Source organism: Blautia sp. SC05B48 (genome assembly GCF_005848555.1).
In the GTDB taxonomy this organism is placed as follows: Bacteria; Bacillota; Clostridia; order Lachnospirales; family Lachnospiraceae; genus Blautia_A.
In genome coordinates, this window is sequence record NZ_CP040518.1 from 260,453 (window position 1) to 280,673 (window position 20,221).

General features: G+C 47.4%; 14 protein-coding genes, 1 tRNA gene and 1 rRNA gene. 1 reads left to right on the forward strand and 15 read right to left on the reverse strand.

Annotated elements, in window-relative coordinates; all coding sequences use genetic code 11:
* Positions 1-55: 55 nt before the first annotated feature.
* The 3 genes from EYS05_RS01100 to glgB form a co-directional block, all read right to left on the reverse strand.
* Positions 56-1,585: ribosomal RNA gene (locus tag EYS05_RS01100) — 16S ribosomal RNA — on the reverse strand.
* Between the two features lie 1,379 nt (positions 1,586-2,964).
* Positions 2,965-3,037 (reverse strand) — tRNA-Thr (locus EYS05_RS01105).
* Positions 3,038-3,160: 123 nt separating this feature from the next.
* Positions 3,161-5,434 carry a 1,4-alpha-glucan branching enzyme gene (glgB, locus tag EYS05_RS01110; protein ID WP_138276398.1) on the reverse strand — a complete coding sequence of 758 codons (2,274 nt, stop codon included), beginning with the start codon at positions 5,432-5,434 and terminating at the stop codon, positions 3,161-3,163.
* Between the two features lie 215 nt (positions 5,435-5,649).
* Between glgB and EYS05_RS01115 the strand changes: the two genes are divergently transcribed.
* Positions 5,650-6,621, forward strand: a complete 972-nt coding sequence (locus tag EYS05_RS01115) for a carbohydrate kinase family protein (RefSeq protein WP_138276399.1) — start codon at positions 5,650-5,652, stop codon at positions 6,619-6,621.
* Between the two features lie 82 nt (positions 6,622-6,703).
* Here EYS05_RS01115 and EYS05_RS01120 read toward each other — a convergent pair whose 3' ends face one another.
* From EYS05_RS01120 to tgt, 12 genes are all read right to left on the reverse strand, one after another.
* Entirely contained in the window at positions 6,704-7,069 is a 366-nt protein-coding gene (locus tag EYS05_RS01120) for a hypothetical protein (protein ID WP_138276400.1), read from the reverse strand.
* Positions 7,070-7,379: 310 nt separating this feature from the next.
* Complete coding sequence (locus tag EYS05_RS01125; RefSeq protein ID WP_118514355.1) at positions 7,380-8,543, reverse strand: phosphoglycerate dehydrogenase; 1,164 nt, start codon at positions 8,541-8,543, stop codon at positions 7,380-7,382.
* Positions 8,543-9,625 (reverse strand): 3-phosphoserine/phosphohydroxythreonine transaminase, encoded by a 1,083-nt coding sequence (gene serC, locus EYS05_RS01130; RefSeq protein ID WP_138276401.1) that lies wholly within the window; start codon positions 9,623-9,625, stop codon positions 8,543-8,545. Before serC ends, EYS05_RS01125 begins: the two co-directional genes overlap by 1 nt.
* Entirely contained in the window at positions 9,618-11,300 is a 1,683-nt protein-coding gene (ilvB, locus tag EYS05_RS01135; RefSeq protein WP_138276402.1) for a biosynthetic-type acetolactate synthase large subunit, read from the reverse strand. Before ilvB ends, serC begins: the two co-directional genes overlap by 8 nt.
* A 15-nt stretch (positions 11,301-11,315) precedes the next feature.
* A complete protein-coding gene (gene ilvD, locus EYS05_RS01140; RefSeq protein WP_138276403.1) occupies positions 11,316-12,989 on the reverse strand; it encodes a dihydroxy-acid dehydratase in 1,674 nt (557 codons plus the stop codon).
* 110 nt (positions 12,990-13,099) lie between these two features.
* Entirely contained in the window at positions 13,100-14,185 is a 1,086-nt protein-coding gene (gene leuB / locus EYS05_RS01145) for a 3-isopropylmalate dehydrogenase (protein WP_138276404.1), read from the reverse strand.
* A gap of 262 nt (positions 14,186-14,447) precedes the next feature.
* Positions 14,448-15,248, reverse strand: coding sequence for a TPM domain-containing protein (locus tag EYS05_RS01150; protein ID WP_118514325.1), 801 nt, complete (start codon positions 15,246-15,248; stop codon positions 14,448-14,450).
* A gap of 13 nt (positions 15,249-15,261) precedes the next feature.
* Positions 15,262-16,347 carry a hypothetical protein gene (locus EYS05_RS01155; protein ID WP_138276405.1) on the reverse strand — a complete coding sequence of 362 codons (1,086 nt, stop codon included), beginning with the start codon at positions 16,345-16,347 and terminating at the stop codon, positions 15,262-15,264.
* Between the two features lie 84 nt (positions 16,348-16,431).
* Entirely contained in the window at positions 16,432-17,787 is a 1,356-nt protein-coding gene (locus EYS05_RS01160; protein WP_138276406.1) for an SPFH domain-containing protein, read from the reverse strand.
* Positions 17,788-17,931: 144 nt separating this feature from the next.
* Complete coding sequence (locus EYS05_RS17325) at positions 17,932-18,207, reverse strand: hypothetical protein (protein WP_158293291.1); 276 nt, start codon at positions 18,205-18,207, stop codon at positions 17,932-17,934.
* 382 nt (positions 18,208-18,589) lie between these two features.
* Positions 18,590-18,904, reverse strand: a complete 315-nt coding sequence (gene yajC, locus EYS05_RS01170) for a preprotein translocase subunit YajC (RefSeq protein WP_015527154.1) — start codon at positions 18,902-18,904, stop codon at positions 18,590-18,592.
* Positions 18,905-19,061: 157 nt separating this feature from the next.
* Positions 19,062-20,213: a tRNA guanosine(34) transglycosylase Tgt gene (gene tgt / locus EYS05_RS01175; RefSeq protein WP_138276407.1), complete on the reverse strand. Its 1,152-nt coding sequence runs from the start codon at positions 20,211-20,213 to the stop codon at positions 19,062-19,064.
* Positions 20,214-20,221 lie beyond the last annotated feature (8 nt).

Here is a 20,221-nt window from a genome sequence, read left to right on the forward strand (position 1 = left end):
TTAGCTTGATAGCTAAACAGTAAAACACATCTTGTTTCTCTACTTTTTTCCTTAGAAAGGAGGTGATCCAGCCGCACCTTCCGATACGGCTACCTTGTTACGACTTCACCCCAGTCATCGGTCCCGCCTTCGGCAGCTCCTTCCTTGCGGTTAGGTCACTGACTTCGGGCGTTACTGACTCCCATGGTGTGACGGGCGGTGTGTACAAGACCCGGGAACGTATTCACCGCGGCATTCTGATCCGCGATTACTAGCGATTCCAGCTTCGTGTAGTCGGGTTACAGACTACAGTCCGAACTGGGACGTTATTTTTGGGATTTGCCCACCCTCGCGGGTTCGCTTCCCTTTGTTTACGCCATTGTAGCACGTGTGTAGCCCAAATCATAAGGGGCATGATGATTTGACGTCATCCCCGCCTTCCTCCAGGTTATCCCTGGCAGTCTCCCCAGAGTGCCCACCTTAAATGCTGGCTACTGAGGATAGGGGTTGCGCTCGTTGCGGGACTTAACCCAACATCTCACGACACGAGCTGACGACAACCATGCACCACCTGTCTCCTCTGTCCCGAAGAAAAGACTCGGTTAAGAGTCCGTCAGAGGGATGTCAAGACTTGGTAAGGTTCTTCGCGTTGCTTCGAATTAAACCACATGCTCCACCGCTTGTGCGGGTCCCCGTCAATTCCTTTGAGTTTCATTCTTGCGAACGTACTCCCCAGGTGGAATGCTTAATGCGTTTGCGGCGGCACCGAAAAGCTTTGCTTCCCGACACCTAGCATTCATCGTTTACCGCGTGGACTACCAGGGTATCTAATCCTGTTTGCTCCCCACGCTTTCGAGCCTCAACGTCAGTTACCGTCCAGTAAGCCGCCTTCGCCACTGGTGTTCCTCCTAATATCTACGCATTTCACCGCTACACTAGGAATTCCGCTTACCTCTCCGGCACTCAAGACGGGCAGTTTCCAATGCAGTCCCGGGGTTGAGCCCCAGCCTTTCACATCAGACTTGTCCATCCGTCTACGCTCCCTTTACACCCAGTAAATCCGGATAACGCTTGCCCCCTACGTATTACCGCGGCTGCTGGCACGTAGTTAGCCGGGGCTTCTTAGTCAGGTACCGTCAATCTCTTCCCTGCTGATAGAAGTTTACATACCGAGATACTTCTTCCTTCACGCGGCGTCGCTGCATCAGGGTTTCCCCCATTGTGCAATATTCCCCACTGCTGCCTCCCGTAGGAGTCTGGGCCGTGTCTCAGTCCCAATGTGGCCGTTCACCCTCTCAGGCCGGCTATGGATCGTCGCCTTGGTGGGCCGTTACCTCACCAACCAGCTAATCCAACGCGGGTCCATCTTATACCACCGGAGTTTTTCACACCGGACCATGCGGTCCTGTGCGCTTATGCGGTATTAGCAGTCATTTCTGACTGTTATCCCCCTGTACAAGGCAGGTTACCCACGCGTTACTCACCCGTCCGCCACTAGAATTAAATTAAATCGACCGAAGTTTCAATAAAGTAATTCCCGTTCGACTTGCATGTGTTAAGCACGCCGCCAGCGTTCATCCTGAGCCAGGATCAAACTCTCTGATAAAATGTTTGATTCATTTACTCAAGACAACCGTTTGGCTATCTCTCGTTTTTACTGCTTTTGGTTTGTTTAAACCGTTCTTTAAATGTAAAGAAATTTTCGAGAATCGTATGTGTTTCACTGTTTAGTTATCAAGGTTTGTTGTGTCTGTCTCTCAGACAGCTCGTTTATTTTATCTCATCTCTTTTTGTTTGTCAAGCACTTTTTTAAGTTTTTTTCAAACATTTTTGAGTTAAGATTTTGTTGTCGTTTCGTTGACGACTTGGATACTTTATCATATCTTCTGTCTTTTGTCAACTGTGAATTTCATTTTTCTGAAATTCTTTTTAATTGTTTGTTTTTTGAAAACAATTATTTGCGACAGCTCAGTTATATTACCATAGGGTTTTATGCTTGTCAACCATAAAATTCAATTTTTTTAGATTTTCCTGGAAGTTTATTTTTATAGGACAATTTTTTATTCTTATTTGTAATTTTAGGATTATCTTTATTGTTGTTTATTGTGTTGTTTATCGTGTTGTTTTTTAATAATAAGTCTCTTCGCTGGATGGCGCTACGCCGGTCGCATTTTCAATGCGGTAAGTGCGAGGGAAGGCGATCTCAGAGTTCCGTAGCCCGAACGCCCTCCCTCGCGCTCCCACCCCGTTGGGCACGGAAGTAGTTCTTCGTTGTTGTGTGTGCTGCGTTATTGACTTTTGTCTGTATGCTGCGGTACTCAAAGTGGAACGCTGTGCCGATCTGGTTCCTGTATTCTTCGATATTTATAGTGATACGCTACGCCGATCTGGTTCCTATATTCTTCGATATTTATGGTGGAATGCTGTGCTGACCTGCTTCCTGGGATTCTTCGGGACTTATGATGGAACGCTGTGCTGACCTGCTTCCTGGATTTTTCATTGCTTATAGTGAAACAACACGTCGACACAGCTTCACTTCCACAACATCAGGACAGGACGCCCAGTCCGCTTCCATCCCCCGCATGTTTTTTTCCTGTCGGCTGGAAGCGTCAGCCAGAGGAAGGTGGCATCGGGCCGGGCTGCTGCGGAGGAGGGGTGATTACTACTAGGGCTGCGGGAGACGGCGTTATTGCGGCAGGGTCTGCTGTCTGAGCCGAAGGCGAGTTCTGGCCCTGCCGCAATGCTTTTAGCCGTCTCACGGAGCCCTAGTAGTATCCCCCGACGGAGTCCCTGCCCGGACCGATGCCACCTTCCTCTGGCGTCCCTCTCTCCATCCACCCCACAAAACCTCAACAGCATCCACAACTCCATCCACCCCCGGACCGATGCCACCTTCCCCGGCCTCCCTCAACCACATCCATACACACAAAAAAAGCCCGGCATCTTCATATTCCAAAGACACCGGACTCCCATCAGTCATATATAAGCTGGAAATGAGACTCGAACTCACGACCCCTTCATTACGAGTGAAGTGCTCTACCGACTGAGCTATTCCAGCTTGTGCTAAACACAACTGATATTATACCGTATTTTACAAAAAATGCAAGCCCTTTTTCCTACAATCCGTTTAAATCCTCATCACACCGATCATCCACAAACATGTTCCCATGTTCACAAACCATCACTCATCCCCGGAAGAACCCTTCCTGCGAGAAGCCACCCGTTTCACAACCTTTACCGCATCCTTTACAGCCGCAGATTTTTCAACCACCGTCATTCTCGCCTTATCCATACGCTTTCCACTACTTTTCCCCGCAGTCTTTTTCACATTTCCTTTCTTCACAGAACTTTTCTTCACATCCCCCTTCTCCGGTGTACACCCAAATACCGCCACACCATAAGCCGGAAGCTTCAGCTTCAAAGAAAACTCCCTGTTATCACACTCCATATGAACAGCAGCTTTCGCCCGTACGTTCACCACACCCTGTCCGCCAAACTTTTCACTATCGCTATTGAAAATTTCCTTATATTTCCCCGCAAAAGGCACACCAACCCGATAACTGTCATAAGACACCGGCGAAAAATTACACACCGCAAGAATCGTTTCTTCCGACTTTTCCGTCTTGCGAAGAAACGCAACCACATTCTCATCATAGCTGGTAAACTGAATCCATTCAAACCCATCCGAATTACCATCCATTGCATACAACGCCGGATGATTCCTGTAAAGTTCATTCAGATCATGAAGATACGCCTTCATTTCCGGCCCTACATCTCCATCCGGCGCAGTCATTTTCACACCCGGATGAAGCATCAGATAACCATACGCAGCACGCAGCTGAGCATCCTTTTGTCTGGAAGAACCCGGAAGCTTCTCCAGAAACTCTTTTAACGTACCCACATCTCTCTTACCAAGCGTCAGCACATAATGCTCACTGTATGCATACATCATGGAAAGAGTCAGCTGATCATAATAATTTCGTCTGTCCAAAGGCTCTGCTTCCAGATAAGAAAGAAGATCCTTTGTCCAACCACCACTCCATTTATAGTCAAATCCCAGATGATCATTCTCCACACTGTCTGTAAGCTGCGGCCATAAACCATCCTCCTGTGCAATCAGAAGAATCCCCGGATACTGCTTCTTCACAATAGAATTCAGATGCTTCAGAAACTCCAGTGCCTGAAGATTCTCATTGGAACTATAAAGATTAGCCGTCCACTGTCCCGCCTCTCTTCCAAAATCCAGATACAGCATCGCATCTACATCATCCATCCGAAATCCGTCCACATGAAATTCATCCAGCCAGAAAAACGCATTGGAAATAAGAAAATCTTTGACCATAGGACTTCCATAATTATAAAGCATGGTGCCCCACATCGGATGAACCGCCATAGCCGGATCCTGTACTTCATAAAGAGGAGTTCCGTCAAATTTTTCAAGCCCTGCATCAAACCGAGGAAACTGAGCCGGTGTCCAGTCCAGGATCACACCAATCCCTGCCTGATGAAGATCCTCCACCAGTGTCCGGAAATCTGCCGCAGTCCCAAAACGGGTAGTCACAGCATAATATGCAGACGTAGAATATCCTCCTGAACTTCGGTCAAGATACTCCATCACCGGACGAAATTCTACATGCGTATAACCGGTTTCCTTCAGAAACTCCACCAGTTCGCCACTGTTTTTCCACTCGGTTACATCAGTTTCATAAATGGAAACCGGAACTTCACGACTGGCAAACCCTTCACGTTTCTTCATCCACGCTTCATCCTTCCAGGAAAACTCTCCCAGTTCTGTTACAACAGAAATCACAGACGGCGCTCCCTGGGTTCCATTTCCATAAGGATCCGATTTCCTCTGTACCTTGCCGCCTTTGATCTTGATCTCATACTGGTAAGAGGCCCCTGCCTGTACACCTGGAACAAAAATCTCAAAAATTCCGGACATTGGCATCCGATGCATCGGAAGACGCCTTCCATCCCACCTGTCAAAATCACCGACCACACTTACACTGATCGCATTGGGTGCCCAGACAGCAAAATATGTTCCTTCTACCTCGCCACAGGTCCCAGGATGCGCTCCCAGCTTCTCATATGCCTTGTAATAGACACCGGCACAAAAAGCTCGTTCCTCCTCTTCCGTGATCTGGCATGGACATTCATAAGCATCGTAAAAAGTCTCTTTCCTGCTTCCTCTTATCACACGGAAACGATATTCCGGAATCCTTTTCAGCGGAAGCATTACAGCATAATAACCAGCCTCATCTTCCAGGGTCATCGGATAACTTTTTTCCCCTACAACAACCTCTGCAGAATCCGTTCCCGGAAAAAATCCCTGTATCAGAACGCCATCCTCTGTTACCCTTGGCTGCATCACATCACGAGGTGATGCCTCCTCCCCGTAAACGATCGCCTCGATCCGGGGCCAATCCATATATTCATATGCTTTATCAGCCATAATCGTCTCCTCCATCATATTTGTTGTTTTATAGACCCAGTTTACCACTTTTTTACTGAAAAATAAAGCTAACAACTCTAATCTTCACAAAAAGTGCTGTAAGTAACCGGTAACCGAATAGAAAATAATTCGATTTGGTTCTTCCCAAAATCATGTATAACGATTATAATATGAAACAGAATATGAAACAAATAACCTATCAGGAGGAATCATCAATGGAAAACAGACAGTATGATGTAACAGCTCTCGGCGAGCTTTTGATCGACTTCACAGAAAACGGTGACAGTTCCCAGGGAAATCCTACTTTTGAGGCAAACCCGGGCGGAGCTCCCTGTAACGTTCTTGCCATGCTGAACCGTCTTGGCAAAAAAACTGCATTTATCGGAAAGGTCGGAAACGACATGTTCGGCAAGCAGCTGAAGGCTGCCGTAGAAGAATGCGGCATTGATACCAGAAATCTTGTCATGGACGATGAAATTCACACTACCCTTGCTTTTGTACATACTTACCCGGACGGAGACCGTGATTTTTCTTTCTACCGTAATCCAGGTGCAGATATGATGCTGACAAAGGATGAGGTAGATGCTGATCTGATCCGCAATTCCAAGATCTTCCATTTCGGCACACTTTCTTCCACACATGAGGGTGTCCGTGAAGCAACCCGTTATGCTCTTGACGTGGCAAAAGAAGCCGGATGCATCATCACCTTTGACCCGAACTTACGCCCTCCACTCTGGAAGGATCTGAACGATGCCCGCAAAGAGATCGAATACGGCATGGAACGCTGTGATGTACTGAAGATTTCTGATAATGAAGTGGAATTTCTTTTTGACACAACAGATTATGATAAGGGTGCTGCCCTTATCGAAGAAAAATATCATATCCCGCTTGTGCTGATCACAATGGGAAAAGATGGAAGCCGCGCTTATTATCGCGGACGGAAGGTTGAGGCTGCTCCTTTCCTTCAGGAACACACCATCGAAACCACCGGCGCCGGTGACACCTTCTGCGCAAGCACATTGAACTATGTACTTGAGCACGGGCTTGATGATCTCACAGACGAGAACCTTGCAGAACTGCTTACTTTTGCAAATGCGGCAGCTTCTCTTATCACAACAAAGAAGGGCGCGCTTCGCGTGATGCCTGCAAGGGATGAAGTTCTTGACTTCATCGCATCTCGCAAGTAATTAGTTTTTATTTTTTCTTATAGTTCTTATTTATTAGCTTTGAAAAGCTGAGGAAAACCGCAGGGGGAGAAAGCACTCGGAGTTACGAAGCCCGCTTTTCTCCCCCTGCACCCCCTCTTTCCGGGCACGTACCGCGGAGGCGGCGCTTCGCGCCTGTCCGCCAATTATTAAATGTTCTACATATTTTCCCTGTTATATCATATATTTTTATTAATATCTTATCGTATAAAAATTTATATCCACTACCATTACGTATATTATATTTACACATTATGTTTGTATTTGATATATTCGCATTTGATATATTCCCATTTAATATATTCCCATTTAATATATTCGCATTTAATATATTCCCATTTGATATATTCCCATTTAATATATTCCCATTTGATATATTCCCATTTAATATATTCCCATTTAATATATTCCCATTTGATATATTTACCATTCAAATTCACTTCTATAATATTCCAAAAAATCCGCAGATGTGCCCCGCACATCGAGACCTACCACCCCCCTCAGGCCGTTCTCCTCCATCGGCTCAACCTTCCGTATCCAATACCGCTGCATACAGACACAAGTCAACAAAACTCCCACCCTCCACAACCAAGCACTCAAAAAAAAGCCCGAGGGGTGTGCAGAGGGGCCGCGGCTTTGCGGCCCCTTTGCGGTTTTCCTATTTTCGCAAAAAAATACTGCGTCCGTTCGCCACCCCGAACGAAACACAGTATTTTTCAAAAGTATTTTTTTACATTTTGTTACTTAACAACACGCACTCTGTACATTCCCTCAATCTCCTTGAGTTCATCCAACGCCTTAGCAGACGCCGCACTCTCAAGATCAATAAGAGTATAAGCAAACTCCCCTTTACTCTTATTGGTCATATCCGCAATATTCAATCCCTCGGAACCAAGGATCTTTGTAACCTGACTGATCATATTCGGTGTGTTGCTGTGCGCAAGAGAGATTCTTCCGACAGCCACACAGGTACCCATATCACAGTTCGGATAATTAACTGAATTTTTGATATTACCATTCTCAAGGTAATCGCGAATCTCCTTTACAGCCATCTCTGCACAGTTTTCTTCTGATTCCTCTGTAGACGCGCCAAGATGCGGAGTTACCAGAATACCCTCACGTCCTGCAACTGTCTCATTTGCAAAGTCAGTTACATACTTCTTAACCTTGCCACTCTCAACAGCCTCGATCAGCGCATCCTCATCAACAAGAAGATCTCTTGCAAAATTCAGAAGAACCACGCCATCCTTCATCTTATCGAAAGCTTCTTTGTTGATCATCTTCTTAGTGCTGTCAAGAAGCGGAACATGAATGGTGATATAATCGCACTGGCTGTAGATCTCATCCAGGCTCTTGCTGTGCTTGATGGTTCTGGACAGGTTCCATGCCGCATCAATAGAAAGATATGGGTCATAGCCATATACTTCCATACCAAGACCGCATGCTGCGTTTGCCACCATGGCTCCAATGGCTCCAAGTCCGATGATACCAAGCTTTTTGCCACTGATCTCGCATCCTGCAAACTGTTTTTTCTGCTTCTCGGCAAGCTTGCCGATGTGCTCTTTATCTTTCTCCTGTGCAACCCACTCGATACCTCCTACGATATCTCTGGATGCAAGGAGCATACCTGCAAGTACCAGCTCTTTCACGCCGTTTGCGTTAGCTCCAGGTGTGTTGAATACAACAACACCCTTCTCTGCATACTCCTTAACCGGAATATTATTGACGCCTGCACCTGCACGTGCAACTGCGCAAACACTCTTCGCAAGCTCCATGTCGTGCATTTTTGCACTTCTTACAAGGATTGCATCACACTGGTCAGCTGTCTCTGTTTTTTTATAATTATCGCCAAAAAATTTCAGACCTTTTTCAGCGATAGGATTCAGGCAATGATACTGGAACATTATGCATTCTCCTCCTCGAATTTTTTCATGAATGCAACCAGGGCCTCTACGCCGGCCTTTGGCATGGCATTGTAGATGCTGGCACGCATTCCGCCAACAGTACGGTGTCCTTTCAGGTTTACAAGTCCTGCTTCAGCTGCCTCTTTGACAAACTTGGCATCCATTTCCTTGTCACCGGTTACGAACGGTACATTCATAAGAGATCTGTCTTCCGGAACTACAGTTCCTTTGAACCGCTTGCTGGAATCCAGGTAATCATAAAGGATTTTTGCTTTTTCCTCATTGCGCTGCTTCATCACTTCCAGACCGCCCATCTTCTTCAGCCATTTGAATACTTTTCCGCATACATAGATGCAGTAAGCATTCGGCGTATTGTAAAGAGAGCCTGCATCTGCATGTGTCTTATAAGTAAGCATGGTTGGGGTTCCCGGAAGAACATCCTCTGTGATCAGGTCCTCACGGATGATCACGATAACCATACCTGCCGGTCCGATGTTCTTCTGAACACCGCCATAGATAATACCATATTTGCTTACATCCACCGGCTCAGACAGGAAGCAGGAGGATACATCTGCTACCAGCGTCTTGCCTTTTGTGTTTGGAAGTTTTTTGAATTTTGTGCCGTAAATGGTGTTGTTCTCACAGATGTATACGTAGTCTGCATCCGGGCTGATCGGCAGATCACTGCAGTCCGGGATATAGCTGAAGGTTTTATCTTCAGAAGATGCGATCTTGTTTGCTTTTCCGTATTTCTGAGCTTCCTGATAAGCTTTCTTTGCCCACTGTCCTGTTACGATATAATCTGCGACCTTGTTTTTCATAAGGTTCATCGGGATCATGGCAAACTGCTGGGATGCTCCTCCCTGAAGGAAAAGTACTTTGTAGTTGTCCGGAATGTTCATAAGCTCACGGAGATCTTTCTCTGCAGTATCAATGATCTCCTGAAAAGCTGCACTTCTGTGACTCATTTCCATAACAGACATTCCTGTGCCGTTATAGTCCATCATCTCATCAGCTACTTCTTTGAGTACTTCCTCCGGAAGCACTGCCGGTCCGGCAGAAAAATTATACACTCTACTCATGTTTCTTCATATCCTCCTCATCAAATACATCATCAAGGTTCGCACCGGCCGGTACCATCGGGAACACACTCAGATCCTGATCGATCCAGCAATCCAGAACGACAGGTCCCTCTGCTGCCAGTGCCATCTTAAGTGCAGGCTCCACATCCTCCATCTTTGTCACACGAATGGCTTTTGCACCCAACGCCTCTGATAATTTCACAAAATCAACGGCGTCATCCAGTACTGTAGAAGAGTATCTCTTTCCATAGAAGAGCGTCTGCCACTGACGCACCATTCCAAGTACATGATTGTTCATAACAATCTGGATCAGCTGTCTGCCACAGCGTGCAGCTGTTGCCAGCTCATTCATATTCATACGGAAGCATCCGTCACCTGCTATATTTACAACTGTTTTTTCCGGTCTGCCCATCTTCGCGCCAATTGCAGCGCCAAGGCCGTAGCCCATAGTTCCAAGGCCGCCGGAAGTAAGAAGAGTTCTCGGCTCTTTGTATTTATAATACTGTGCCGCCCACATCTGGTGCTGTCCAACATCTGTGGAGATGATCGCATCACCGTTGGTCAGCTCATAAAGCTTCTCTATAATATACGGACCTGTAAGCTGTGTGTGATCATAATTCAGCGGATATTTTTCTTTCAGCTCCTGGATATGTGCGGTCCACTCCGGATGTTCTTTCTTCGGGATTTCCTCCAGAAGACGTTTCAACACTTCCTTCACATCACCGATCACACTGGCATCCACTTTGATATTTTTATTGATCTCCGCAGCATCCACATCGATCTGAAGGATTTTTGCATTATGTGCAAAAGTTTTTGTATTTCCTGTTACACGGTCACTGAAGCGTGCACCAAGAACAATAAGAAGATCGCACTCTGTTACGCCAAGATCGGAAGCCTTGGTTCCATGCATACCTACCATACCTGTATAGAGAGGATCTTCTCCCGGGAAAGTACCCTTGCCCATCAGAGTATCACAGACAGGAGCCTGGATCCTGCGAGCCAGCTCACGTACTTCCTGGTCAGCACCGGAGATCACACATCCGCCGCCAACAAAAATAAACGGTTTCTCTGCCTCTCTGATCATTTCCAGTGCCTGATCAATATCTTCTTTACGGATACTTTTGATCTCACGGTTAACAGTAGCCGGATGACATGGCTCATATTCATATTTCATTCCTGTGATATCCTTCGGGACATCCACAAGCACCGGACCGGGTCTTCCGCTTTTTGCAATATAAAATGCTCTTCTTAACGTATCTGCAAGATCTTCGATATTCTTTACGATGAAACTGTATTTTGTTACAGGCATTACGATACCTGCGATATCAACCTCCTGGAAAGAATCTCTTCCCAGGAGTGGTCTTCCTACGTTTGCAGTAATGGCTACCATCGGTACGGAATCCATGTATGCAGTCGCGATTCCTGTTACCAGGTTAGTTGCTCCCGGACCGGATGTTGCCAGGCAGACCCCTACCTTTCCGGTCGCTCTTGCATAACCGTCAGCAGCATGGGATGCACCCTGCTCGTGGGAGGTCAGTACATGTGTGATCTCATCTTTGTATTCATATAAGGCATCGTAAACATTCAGAATCGCGCCGCCCGGATATCCAAATACGGTATCAACGCCCTGTTCCTTCAGACATTCTACGATGATCTCTGCACCTGTAAACTGCATATCTTTCGTTCCTCCTTATTTTGCTTTCGGTACTTCCAGGATCGCGCCACGGTTTCCGGATGTTACCATGGCAGCGTATCTTGCCAGATATCCGGTTGTCACCTTCGGCTCTCTTGGCTGCCATTTTTCTCTTCTGGCCTGCATCTCTTCATCTGAAACCTTGATCTCCAGTTTCAGCTCCGGAATATTGATACTGATGATATCGCCTTCCTCAACCAGTGCGATCGGGCCGCCTACTGCTGCCTCTGGTGATACGTGTCCGATAGCGGCTCCTCTGGATGCACCACTGAAACGTCCGTCGGTGATCAGGGCTACGGAAGAACCAAGTCCCATTCCCACGATAGCAGATGTAGGGTTCAGCATCTCTCTCATTCCAGGGCCACCCTTTGGTCCCTCGTAGCGGATAACCACAACATCTCCCTCTACGATCTTACCGCTCTTGATGGCAACAATTGCGTCATCCTCGCTGTCAAATACGCGTGCAGGACCTTCATGTACCAGCATCTCCGGTACAACTGCAGAACGTTTTACAACGCCGCCGTCCGGTGCAAGGTTTCCTTTCAGTACGGCAAGTCCGCCTGTCTTTGTATACGGATTGTCGATCGGGCGGATAACTTCCGGATTCAGGTTTACACAGTTTTTGATATTCTCACCTACTGTTTTTCCGGTTACTGTCATGCACTCTGTATGGAGAAGTCCAAGCTTGTTCAGCTCGTTCATAACCGCATAGACACCGCCGGCCTCGTTGAGGTCTTCCATATAAGTCGGGCCTGCCGGTGCAAGGTGGCAAAGGTTCGGAGTCTTCTCACTGATCTCATTTGCAAAGCTGATGTCAAAGTCCATTCCGATCTCATGTGCAATAGCCGGAAGATGAAGCATACTGTTTGTGGAGCATCCAAGTGCCATATCTACGGTAAGAGCATTTAAAACTGCCTCTTTTGTCATGATGTCTCTTGGGCGGATGTTCCTTCTGTACATTTCCATTACCTGCATTCCTGCATGTTTTGCAAGACGGATACGCTCGGAGTATACGGCCGGGATGGTACCGTTTCCTTTCAGTCCCATACCGAGAACCTCTGTCAGGCAGTTCATACTGTTTGCAGTGTACATACCGGAACATGAGCCACAGGTCGGACAGGTTTTGTTCTCAAACTCTGCCAGGTCATCTGCAGTGATAGTTCCTGCTGCATAGGAACCTACTGCCTCAAACATGCTGGAAAGGCTTGTTTTGTGTCCTTTTACGTGGCCGGCAAGCATCGGACCGCCGCTTACGAATACAGTCGGAACGTTGATCCTTGCCGCTGCCATCAGAAGGCCAGGTACGTTTTTGTCACAGTTGGGAACCATGACCAGAGCATCGAACTGATGAGCCAGTGCCATGGCCTCTGTGGAATCTGCGATCAGGTCACGTGTTACAAGGGAATATTTCATTCCAACGTGTCCCATTGCGATTCCGTCACATACTGCGATCGCCGGAAATACAACCGGTGTGCCGCCAGCCATTGCAACGCCAAGTTTCACAGCATTTACAATTTTGTCAAGGTTCATATGTCCCGGTACGATCTCGTTATAAGAGCTTACGATTCCTACCAGTGGTTTGTCCATTTCTTCCTTTGTCATTCCAAGGGCATTGAACAGGGAACGATGTGGTGCCTGCTGTGTGCCTTTTCTTACGGTATCACTTCTCATTTTCAGGGTCTCTCCTTTTTATTTTTTACGATATGATCCGGTATCTGCTTATTGTCTTCTTTTACCTGATATCGGTTCTTTTTGTTCTGTTTCGTTTTGTTCGTCTTTATTTATGCGATGGCATCTGCGATCAGATCGCCCATCTCTTTGGTTCCGACAAGCTTGCATCCGTCAGACATGATATCTCCTGTTCTGTAACCATCTGTAAGAACCTTCTGTACTGCTGTTTCCACAGCATCTGCTTCTTTATCAAGATCCAGAGAATATCTCAGCATCATGGCAGCGGAAAGAATGGTTGCGATCGGGTTTGCCTTGTTCTGGCCTGCGATATCCGGTGCTGAACCATGGCTCGGCTCATAGAGACCAAGCTTTGTCTCATTTAAGCTTGCGGAGGAAAGCATTCCGATAGAACCGGTCACCATACTTGCCTCATCAGAGAGGATATCTCCAAACATGTTTTCTGTAAGGATAACATCAAACTGCTTCGGGTCACGTACCAGCTGCATTGCACAGTTATCAACCAGCATATGCTCCAGTGTTACATCCGGATAATTCTTTGCCACATCCTCCACTACACTTCTCCAGAGTCTAGAAGAATCAAGAACATTGGCTTTATCTACACTTGTAACCTTATTTCTTCTCTTACGTGCGATCTCAAATGCCTTAATTGCAATACGGCGAATCTCATTCTCATTATAAGAAAGAGTATCTACTGCTGTGCGGACTCCGTTCTCCTCAGTAGTCTTTCTTGCTCCGAAATAAAGACCTCCTGTAAGCTCTCTTACGATGATCATGTCAAAACCATCTCCGATGATCTCATCACGGAGCGGGCATGCATCACGAAGCTCATTGTAAAGATAAGCCGGACGAAGATTTGCAAACAGGTTCAGCGCCTTACGTATCGCAAGAAGACCTGCCTCCGGACGTTTGGATGGCTCAAGCTTATACCACGGGGATGTCTTGGCATCACCGCCAATGGAACCCATCAGTACTGCATCAGAAGCTTTTGCCTGGGCAATGGCTTCCTCTGTAAGGGGTACTCCGTGAGCATCAATGGATGCCCCTCCTAAAAGAACCTCTGTGTATGAAAATTTATGACTGTATTTCTCACATACTCTGTCTAAAACTTTTTTGGCCTCGGCAACAATCTCCGGACCGATTCCGTCTCCCGGAATCAGGGCAATTTTGTACTCCATTTTATTCACTCCTCCGATTTCCCCTGTGCTGTAAAATTTTAACGCACTGGTGTGGATAATTGTTATTATCATAACGCACTTTTCGACGGATTTCAACCTATTAAATAGATAAAGTTATTTCCGGAATGCAAAAAAAACAGTAATTCGCTGTTTCTGCCGCTGCGGAGACATCCTTTCGCAACAGAAAAAGAAAAACTGCCCTACCATTACGGTACAGCAGTCTTACTTTTTTTATCATATTCTATTTTTCCTGATAATCTTCTCAGAATTTCCCGCTGGAACCACCGAAGGTATCACCGGAAGATGATGTATGGGTGCTGGAACCACCGTTACTATCCTCATTTTTCGGTTTTGCGGATTTTGATACTGTACTGTAGAGGTAAAAATCATTACTTCTGGTCACCTCCATACTGCCCTGTCGCACATAAGAAGCCGCCCGATCCTGTTTTCGCACAGTTTTCAGCTTTCTTCTCATATTTCCGGTCACCAGTAATCCTGCTACAAGCCCCACTGCAAGAGCGATCAGCAGATTTACCCCCACATCAAAAGGCTCCTTCGGAAGATTTTCCACATCGTATGGCTCTGCCTCATTTGCCTGTGTGATAAAATCGTCGCATTCCGTGGCAAACTTATGAAACGCTTCGTTATAGTCACCGTCACTTAAATAAGGCTTCACCTGATCCATGATGTAGGACTGTCCGGCATCAGTAAACACTTCTATCGCATATCCGTGTGTTGCAATGGCCCAATTACGGTCTCCCATATCCAACAGGAATAAAATACCGTCACCATTTTCCCCCTGTCCATATCCACGGTCAATAAAATAATCCTCAGCATACGCCTGGGCTGTTTTTCCCTCAAGACTGTTAACGGTAACGATCACAACATCTACCTGTTCCCGCTCACTGATCTCATCCAGAGTACTGCTCAGGCTCTCCTTCTGCTCTGCATCCAGAAGTCCCGCCTGGTCATCCAGACGGCTTACGGTGCCTGCCCATACCGGAAAAGCGCATGCCAGACACAAAAGGATTGATATCAAAAATACGGATATTCTTTTTTTCATGGCATCCACCTCCCTACAAAACCCAGATCAGATACAGGATAATATAAGCGATCACACCCACGACCCCCGTTGTTCCCAGGAACCATCGTGCAAAAGCGTTCTTGTCTGTAGGCAGATTTCCCACAAATTTCCCTGTCTGACCATTCATGGCAAATATGTAATTATTGCCCTTCCACTTCGTCTGCAGGATCCATACGGGATATAACGCATATTTCGTTGTCCCGTTATGAAGCCGGATACTGGTGTTCTCCGGTACCACACTGACGTATCCTCTCACCGTATCCCGGAATGCAGCCTCTGTGCTGCGGCGGATACGCTCATTGGCACGTTCCTCACACTCGCTCGCTGTCACATCATATTTATCTGCAAAATATCCAGCCAGATACGCAGTCTGAAAATCTACCGCTTCTTTGAAATCAAAAGGCTCTATAGACTCCATCAGATCATTTTCCATGCTTGCAGAGCCATCCACCGGCACATGATCAAAACCAAGAGAACCACTTCTGTGCACTGCATAATAGCTGGTCTCCGTATAATCATAATCACTATCGCTCCAGAACCGGGTCTTTGTTGCACGGTAACGGATATCTGCATCTGCGTCTGTGTCATACAGCCAGAACGGAACGTAGATGCCCTTAACCTCGCTGATATGATTCTCTGACTTAAATGCTTTCGGCAGAAGCCTCTTACCGGTAAGATGCTTTTTCAGCCTCTCCTTTGCCGCTTTCTTGTCCAGCTTAAACGGGATCACATAATCCGGCTTCAGTGCACCGGACAGCTGCCCGGTCATTACCACCGGACTTCCGCAAAACGGGCAGGCCGTTGCTGCCGTATTGACATCTCCCACGATCTCACCGCCACAGGACTTGCAAACATAGGTACGCAGCCCCTCACTCTCCCCGTCCTGCCACTCACTGCCGGCCTCATCCGACCAGCTCATATCCTCAGGCTGCTCTTCCTCCACAGTCTGGGCATATTCCGATAACGTCCCGACATCAAACTCCGTATCACAAAACGGACACTTCATCTTCTGCACAGAACTGTCAAACTCTATGGAGCCACCACAGCACGGACACTTAAACTCCTGCATCTTCGCCATATATTCACCTCTCTTCATCATTCTGTATCCAACAACCGGCAGGAGTTACCCTGCATTTTGCTCCTGACCATCTCTCTTTCTGATCTATACTGCATCCTCCGGTCCGAACGGATCGCCGCACTCCGGGCAGAATTTCGGTGGATTCTCCGGATCTGCCGGTTCCCATCCGCACCTGCTGCAGCGATACTGCATCTTCTTCTCCGGTTTCTTCGCTCCGCAGTTCATACAGAACTTGCCTTTATTCACCGTACCGCAGGAACAGGTCCAGCTGTCCTCCACCGGACGCGATGCACCACACTCCGGACAGAATTTTCCCGAAGAAACCGCACCACAACTGCAGGTCCAGGAACCAGCCGTAGCCCCTGCTCCGTTCCCTGCCGGCGAAACCGGCTGCGCTGCCTGCTGCTGTACACTCTGCTGCTGCGCCTGCTGTTTCTGACCCATCTCAAACAACTGCTGAGCATTCAGGCCACCTGCATTAGCAGCCATACCCATGCCCATAAAACCAGTCATAGCCCCTGCTGAATTAGAAGCCGCAGCCTTCATAGCATCCGCCTGGGCCCCGGTCAGAGTAGCCGCAGCCATAGCAGGATCACGCATCATAGCCGTACGCTGAGCCTGCTTGATCATCTCGGCATCCTCATCCGGCAATGTCACAGAACCAAGTGCCACACTGACCACCTTAAGCCCACGAAGCTCCTCCCACTTGGCAGAAAGCACCTCATTCATGGCATTCTCCAGCTCCGTATTATGAGTCACGATCTGATTCGGACGCATCTCCAGCTCCGAAAGCCTTCCGAAAGCAGGCTGCAGCGCACTGATAAACTCCGCCTTCAGCTGTCCGTCCAGCTCCTCCCTGGTATACTCCCGCTCCACATTCCCACACACATTCGTATAAAAAAGAAGGGGATCTGCGATCCTGTAGGAATAAACACCATGACATCTCACAGCCACATCCACATCCAGCCCGATCCTGGAATCCACAACCCGGAACGGGATCGGATTAGCAGTACCAAACTTGTTATCCACAAGCTCTTTGGTATTAAAATAATACACCCTCTGATCCTTACCCGTATCACCGCCAAAAGCAAACCTCTTCCCGATCGTATCAAAGGTCTTCCTGATTCCGTCACCCAGACTGCCTGAAAAAATACTCGGCTCCGTAGAAGCATCATACGTATACTCTCCCGGATCCGCGCAAACCTCAACAACCTTCCCCTGCTCCACGATCATCATACACTGTCCATCCGCCACAGCGATCCCGCTGCCGCTGGAAATAATATTATCACTCCCATGCTTATTGGAAGACCTGGAAGAAGACCTCTTCGTCCCCTTCACAACCATCACTTCTTTATCCATAGCCTCACAGTAAAAAAACTCCTTCCACTGATCCGCCAACGTACCACCCGCTGCACCCACAGCTGCTCTGATAAGACCCATAACTCCAACCCCTTTCTGAAAATTCATTCTTATTTACGATTTTACGATATTCCAAAGCTATCGTCACTCTCATTTCTGATAGTAACATCATTATTACACGAATTTTACCAAAAATCCACTTATTTCTATACAATATTACAATTGTCATATTCCCATCGCATCCGCAATTCTAGGCACATCCGCAATCCCAGGCACATCCGCAATCCCAGGCACATCCGCAATCCCAGGCACATCCACAATCCCAGGCACATCCGCAATCCCAGGCACATCCACAATCCCAGGCACATCCACAATCCCAGGCACATCCACAATCTCAGGCACATCCACAATCCCAGGCACATCAACAATCCCAGGCACATCCACAATCCCAGGCTGACAGCGCAGCGCCTCAGCCGTCCCATCACCCAAACCCAAACTCATCCACTGCAGTCGTCCAGCGCAGCGCTGACGACCCACAACCAACCGTCAAACGACACTATTTCTCACCGGAAGCACCAGCCGGGGAAGGGGATGCTGGATGGCTCTGCTTCTGCAGGAGGGGAGCTGATTCTTGGACGGCGGGAATCTGCGTTGTTTTTCAAAAGTCCGCTGTCTGAGCGGCAGCAGGCCGCGAGTTCGGACTTTTTAAAAACGTTTTTAGCAGATTTTCGGCGTCCTAGAAGCCAGCCCCCGACGAAGCCGCAGACCATCCAGCATCCCCTTCCCCGGCGTACCTTCATCCGTCCATACACATACAAAAAAAGACACCGCGTCACAAAAAACGCAGTGCCTTTCACATATTCCCGTTATTGCGAAAAAAGCATCAGGCAGAAGCCTGATCAGCCTTCTCAACCTCAGCAATCGCCTGCTTCCTCATAGGAATACGGCAATTCTTATTATTACCAAACTCAACAATAACATCTTCCTCAGTCATATCAATAACAACACCATAAAAACCACTGGTAGTAACAACACTGTCACCAACCTCCATGCTGTTCAACATAGTCTGAGTTCTCTTCTGCTCCTTCTTCTGCGGACGGATCATCATAAAATACATAATTCCAAACAGAACTACGATCCAGACAATACCAAGACCCGCGCTAAGTCCGCCAGCTGCCGCTGTAGATGATGCGATCATTTCAAATTCCTCCTGCTAAAAACAAATAATCTGCGGTACCCCCGCCGTTACTGACCTCTAAAAGTGTCACTTCGTACTATCATACACAAAAACCCAAAAACCTTCAAGGGTTTTCTTATAAAATCAAAGCAATTTACACAAATTTTATAAATAAAATTTACCGGTTCCCGTTGATCCTGCCTTCCTCAAAGCCTTCCAGACGCATCTTCTTATAAGCCGCAAAATTCCCTGCATCCAGCGCATCCCGGATTTCTTCCATCATATGATTATAGAAATACAGATTATGCAGAACACAAAGCCTCATACCAAGCATCTCCTTCGCCTTCAGAAGATGACGGATATACGCTCTGCTGTAATGACGGCAGGTCGGGCACTGGCACTCCTCATCGATCGGTTTGGAATCCAGCTCATACTTTGCATTAAAAAGATTCATCTTGCCATGATTGGTATACACGTGACCATGACGGCCGTTACGGCTGGGATATACACAGTCAAAAAAGTCAATACCACGCTCAACCCCCTCCAGGATATTGGACGGGGTACCAACCCCCATAAGATACGTCGGCTTGTTCTGTGGCAAATGCGGAACCACCTCATCCAGGATCCGGTACATCTCCTCATGACTTTCACCAACTGCAAGGCCGCCCACTGCATAGCCGTCCAGATCCATCTCCGCGATAGCCTGGGCATGCTCAATACGGATATCTTCATAAACAGCCCCCTGGTTAATGCCAAAAAGAAGCTGGTTCTTGTTAATGGTATCCGGCAGACTGTTCAGACGAGCCATCTCATCCTTGCATCTTTTAAGCCAGCGTGTTGTACGCGCTACCGATTTCTGTACATAATCCCTGTCTGCCACACTGCTTGGGCACTCATCAAAGGCCATTGCAATGGTAGAGGCCAGATTTGACTGGATCTGCATGCTCTGCTCCGGTCCCATAAAAATCTTATGACCATCGATATGAGAGTTAAAGTACACGCCCTCTTCCTTGATCTTACGAAGCTTCGCCAGCGAAAACACCTGGAATCCGCCGGAATCGGTAAGGATCGGTCTATCCCAGTTCATAAATTCATGAAGACCTCCCAGCTGCTTTACCACCTTGTCACCAGGGCGCACATGAAGATGATAGGTATTGGACAGCTCTACCTGTGTACCGATCTCATGAAGATCCACAGTGGAAACTGCGCCTTTAATTGCTGCAATCGTTCCTACATTCATAAAAACAGGAGTCTGGATCGTTCCGTGGACCGTCTTAAACTCGCCCCTTTTCGCTCTTCCTTCTGTTGTGATCAGTTTATATTCTGCCATTTCATTTC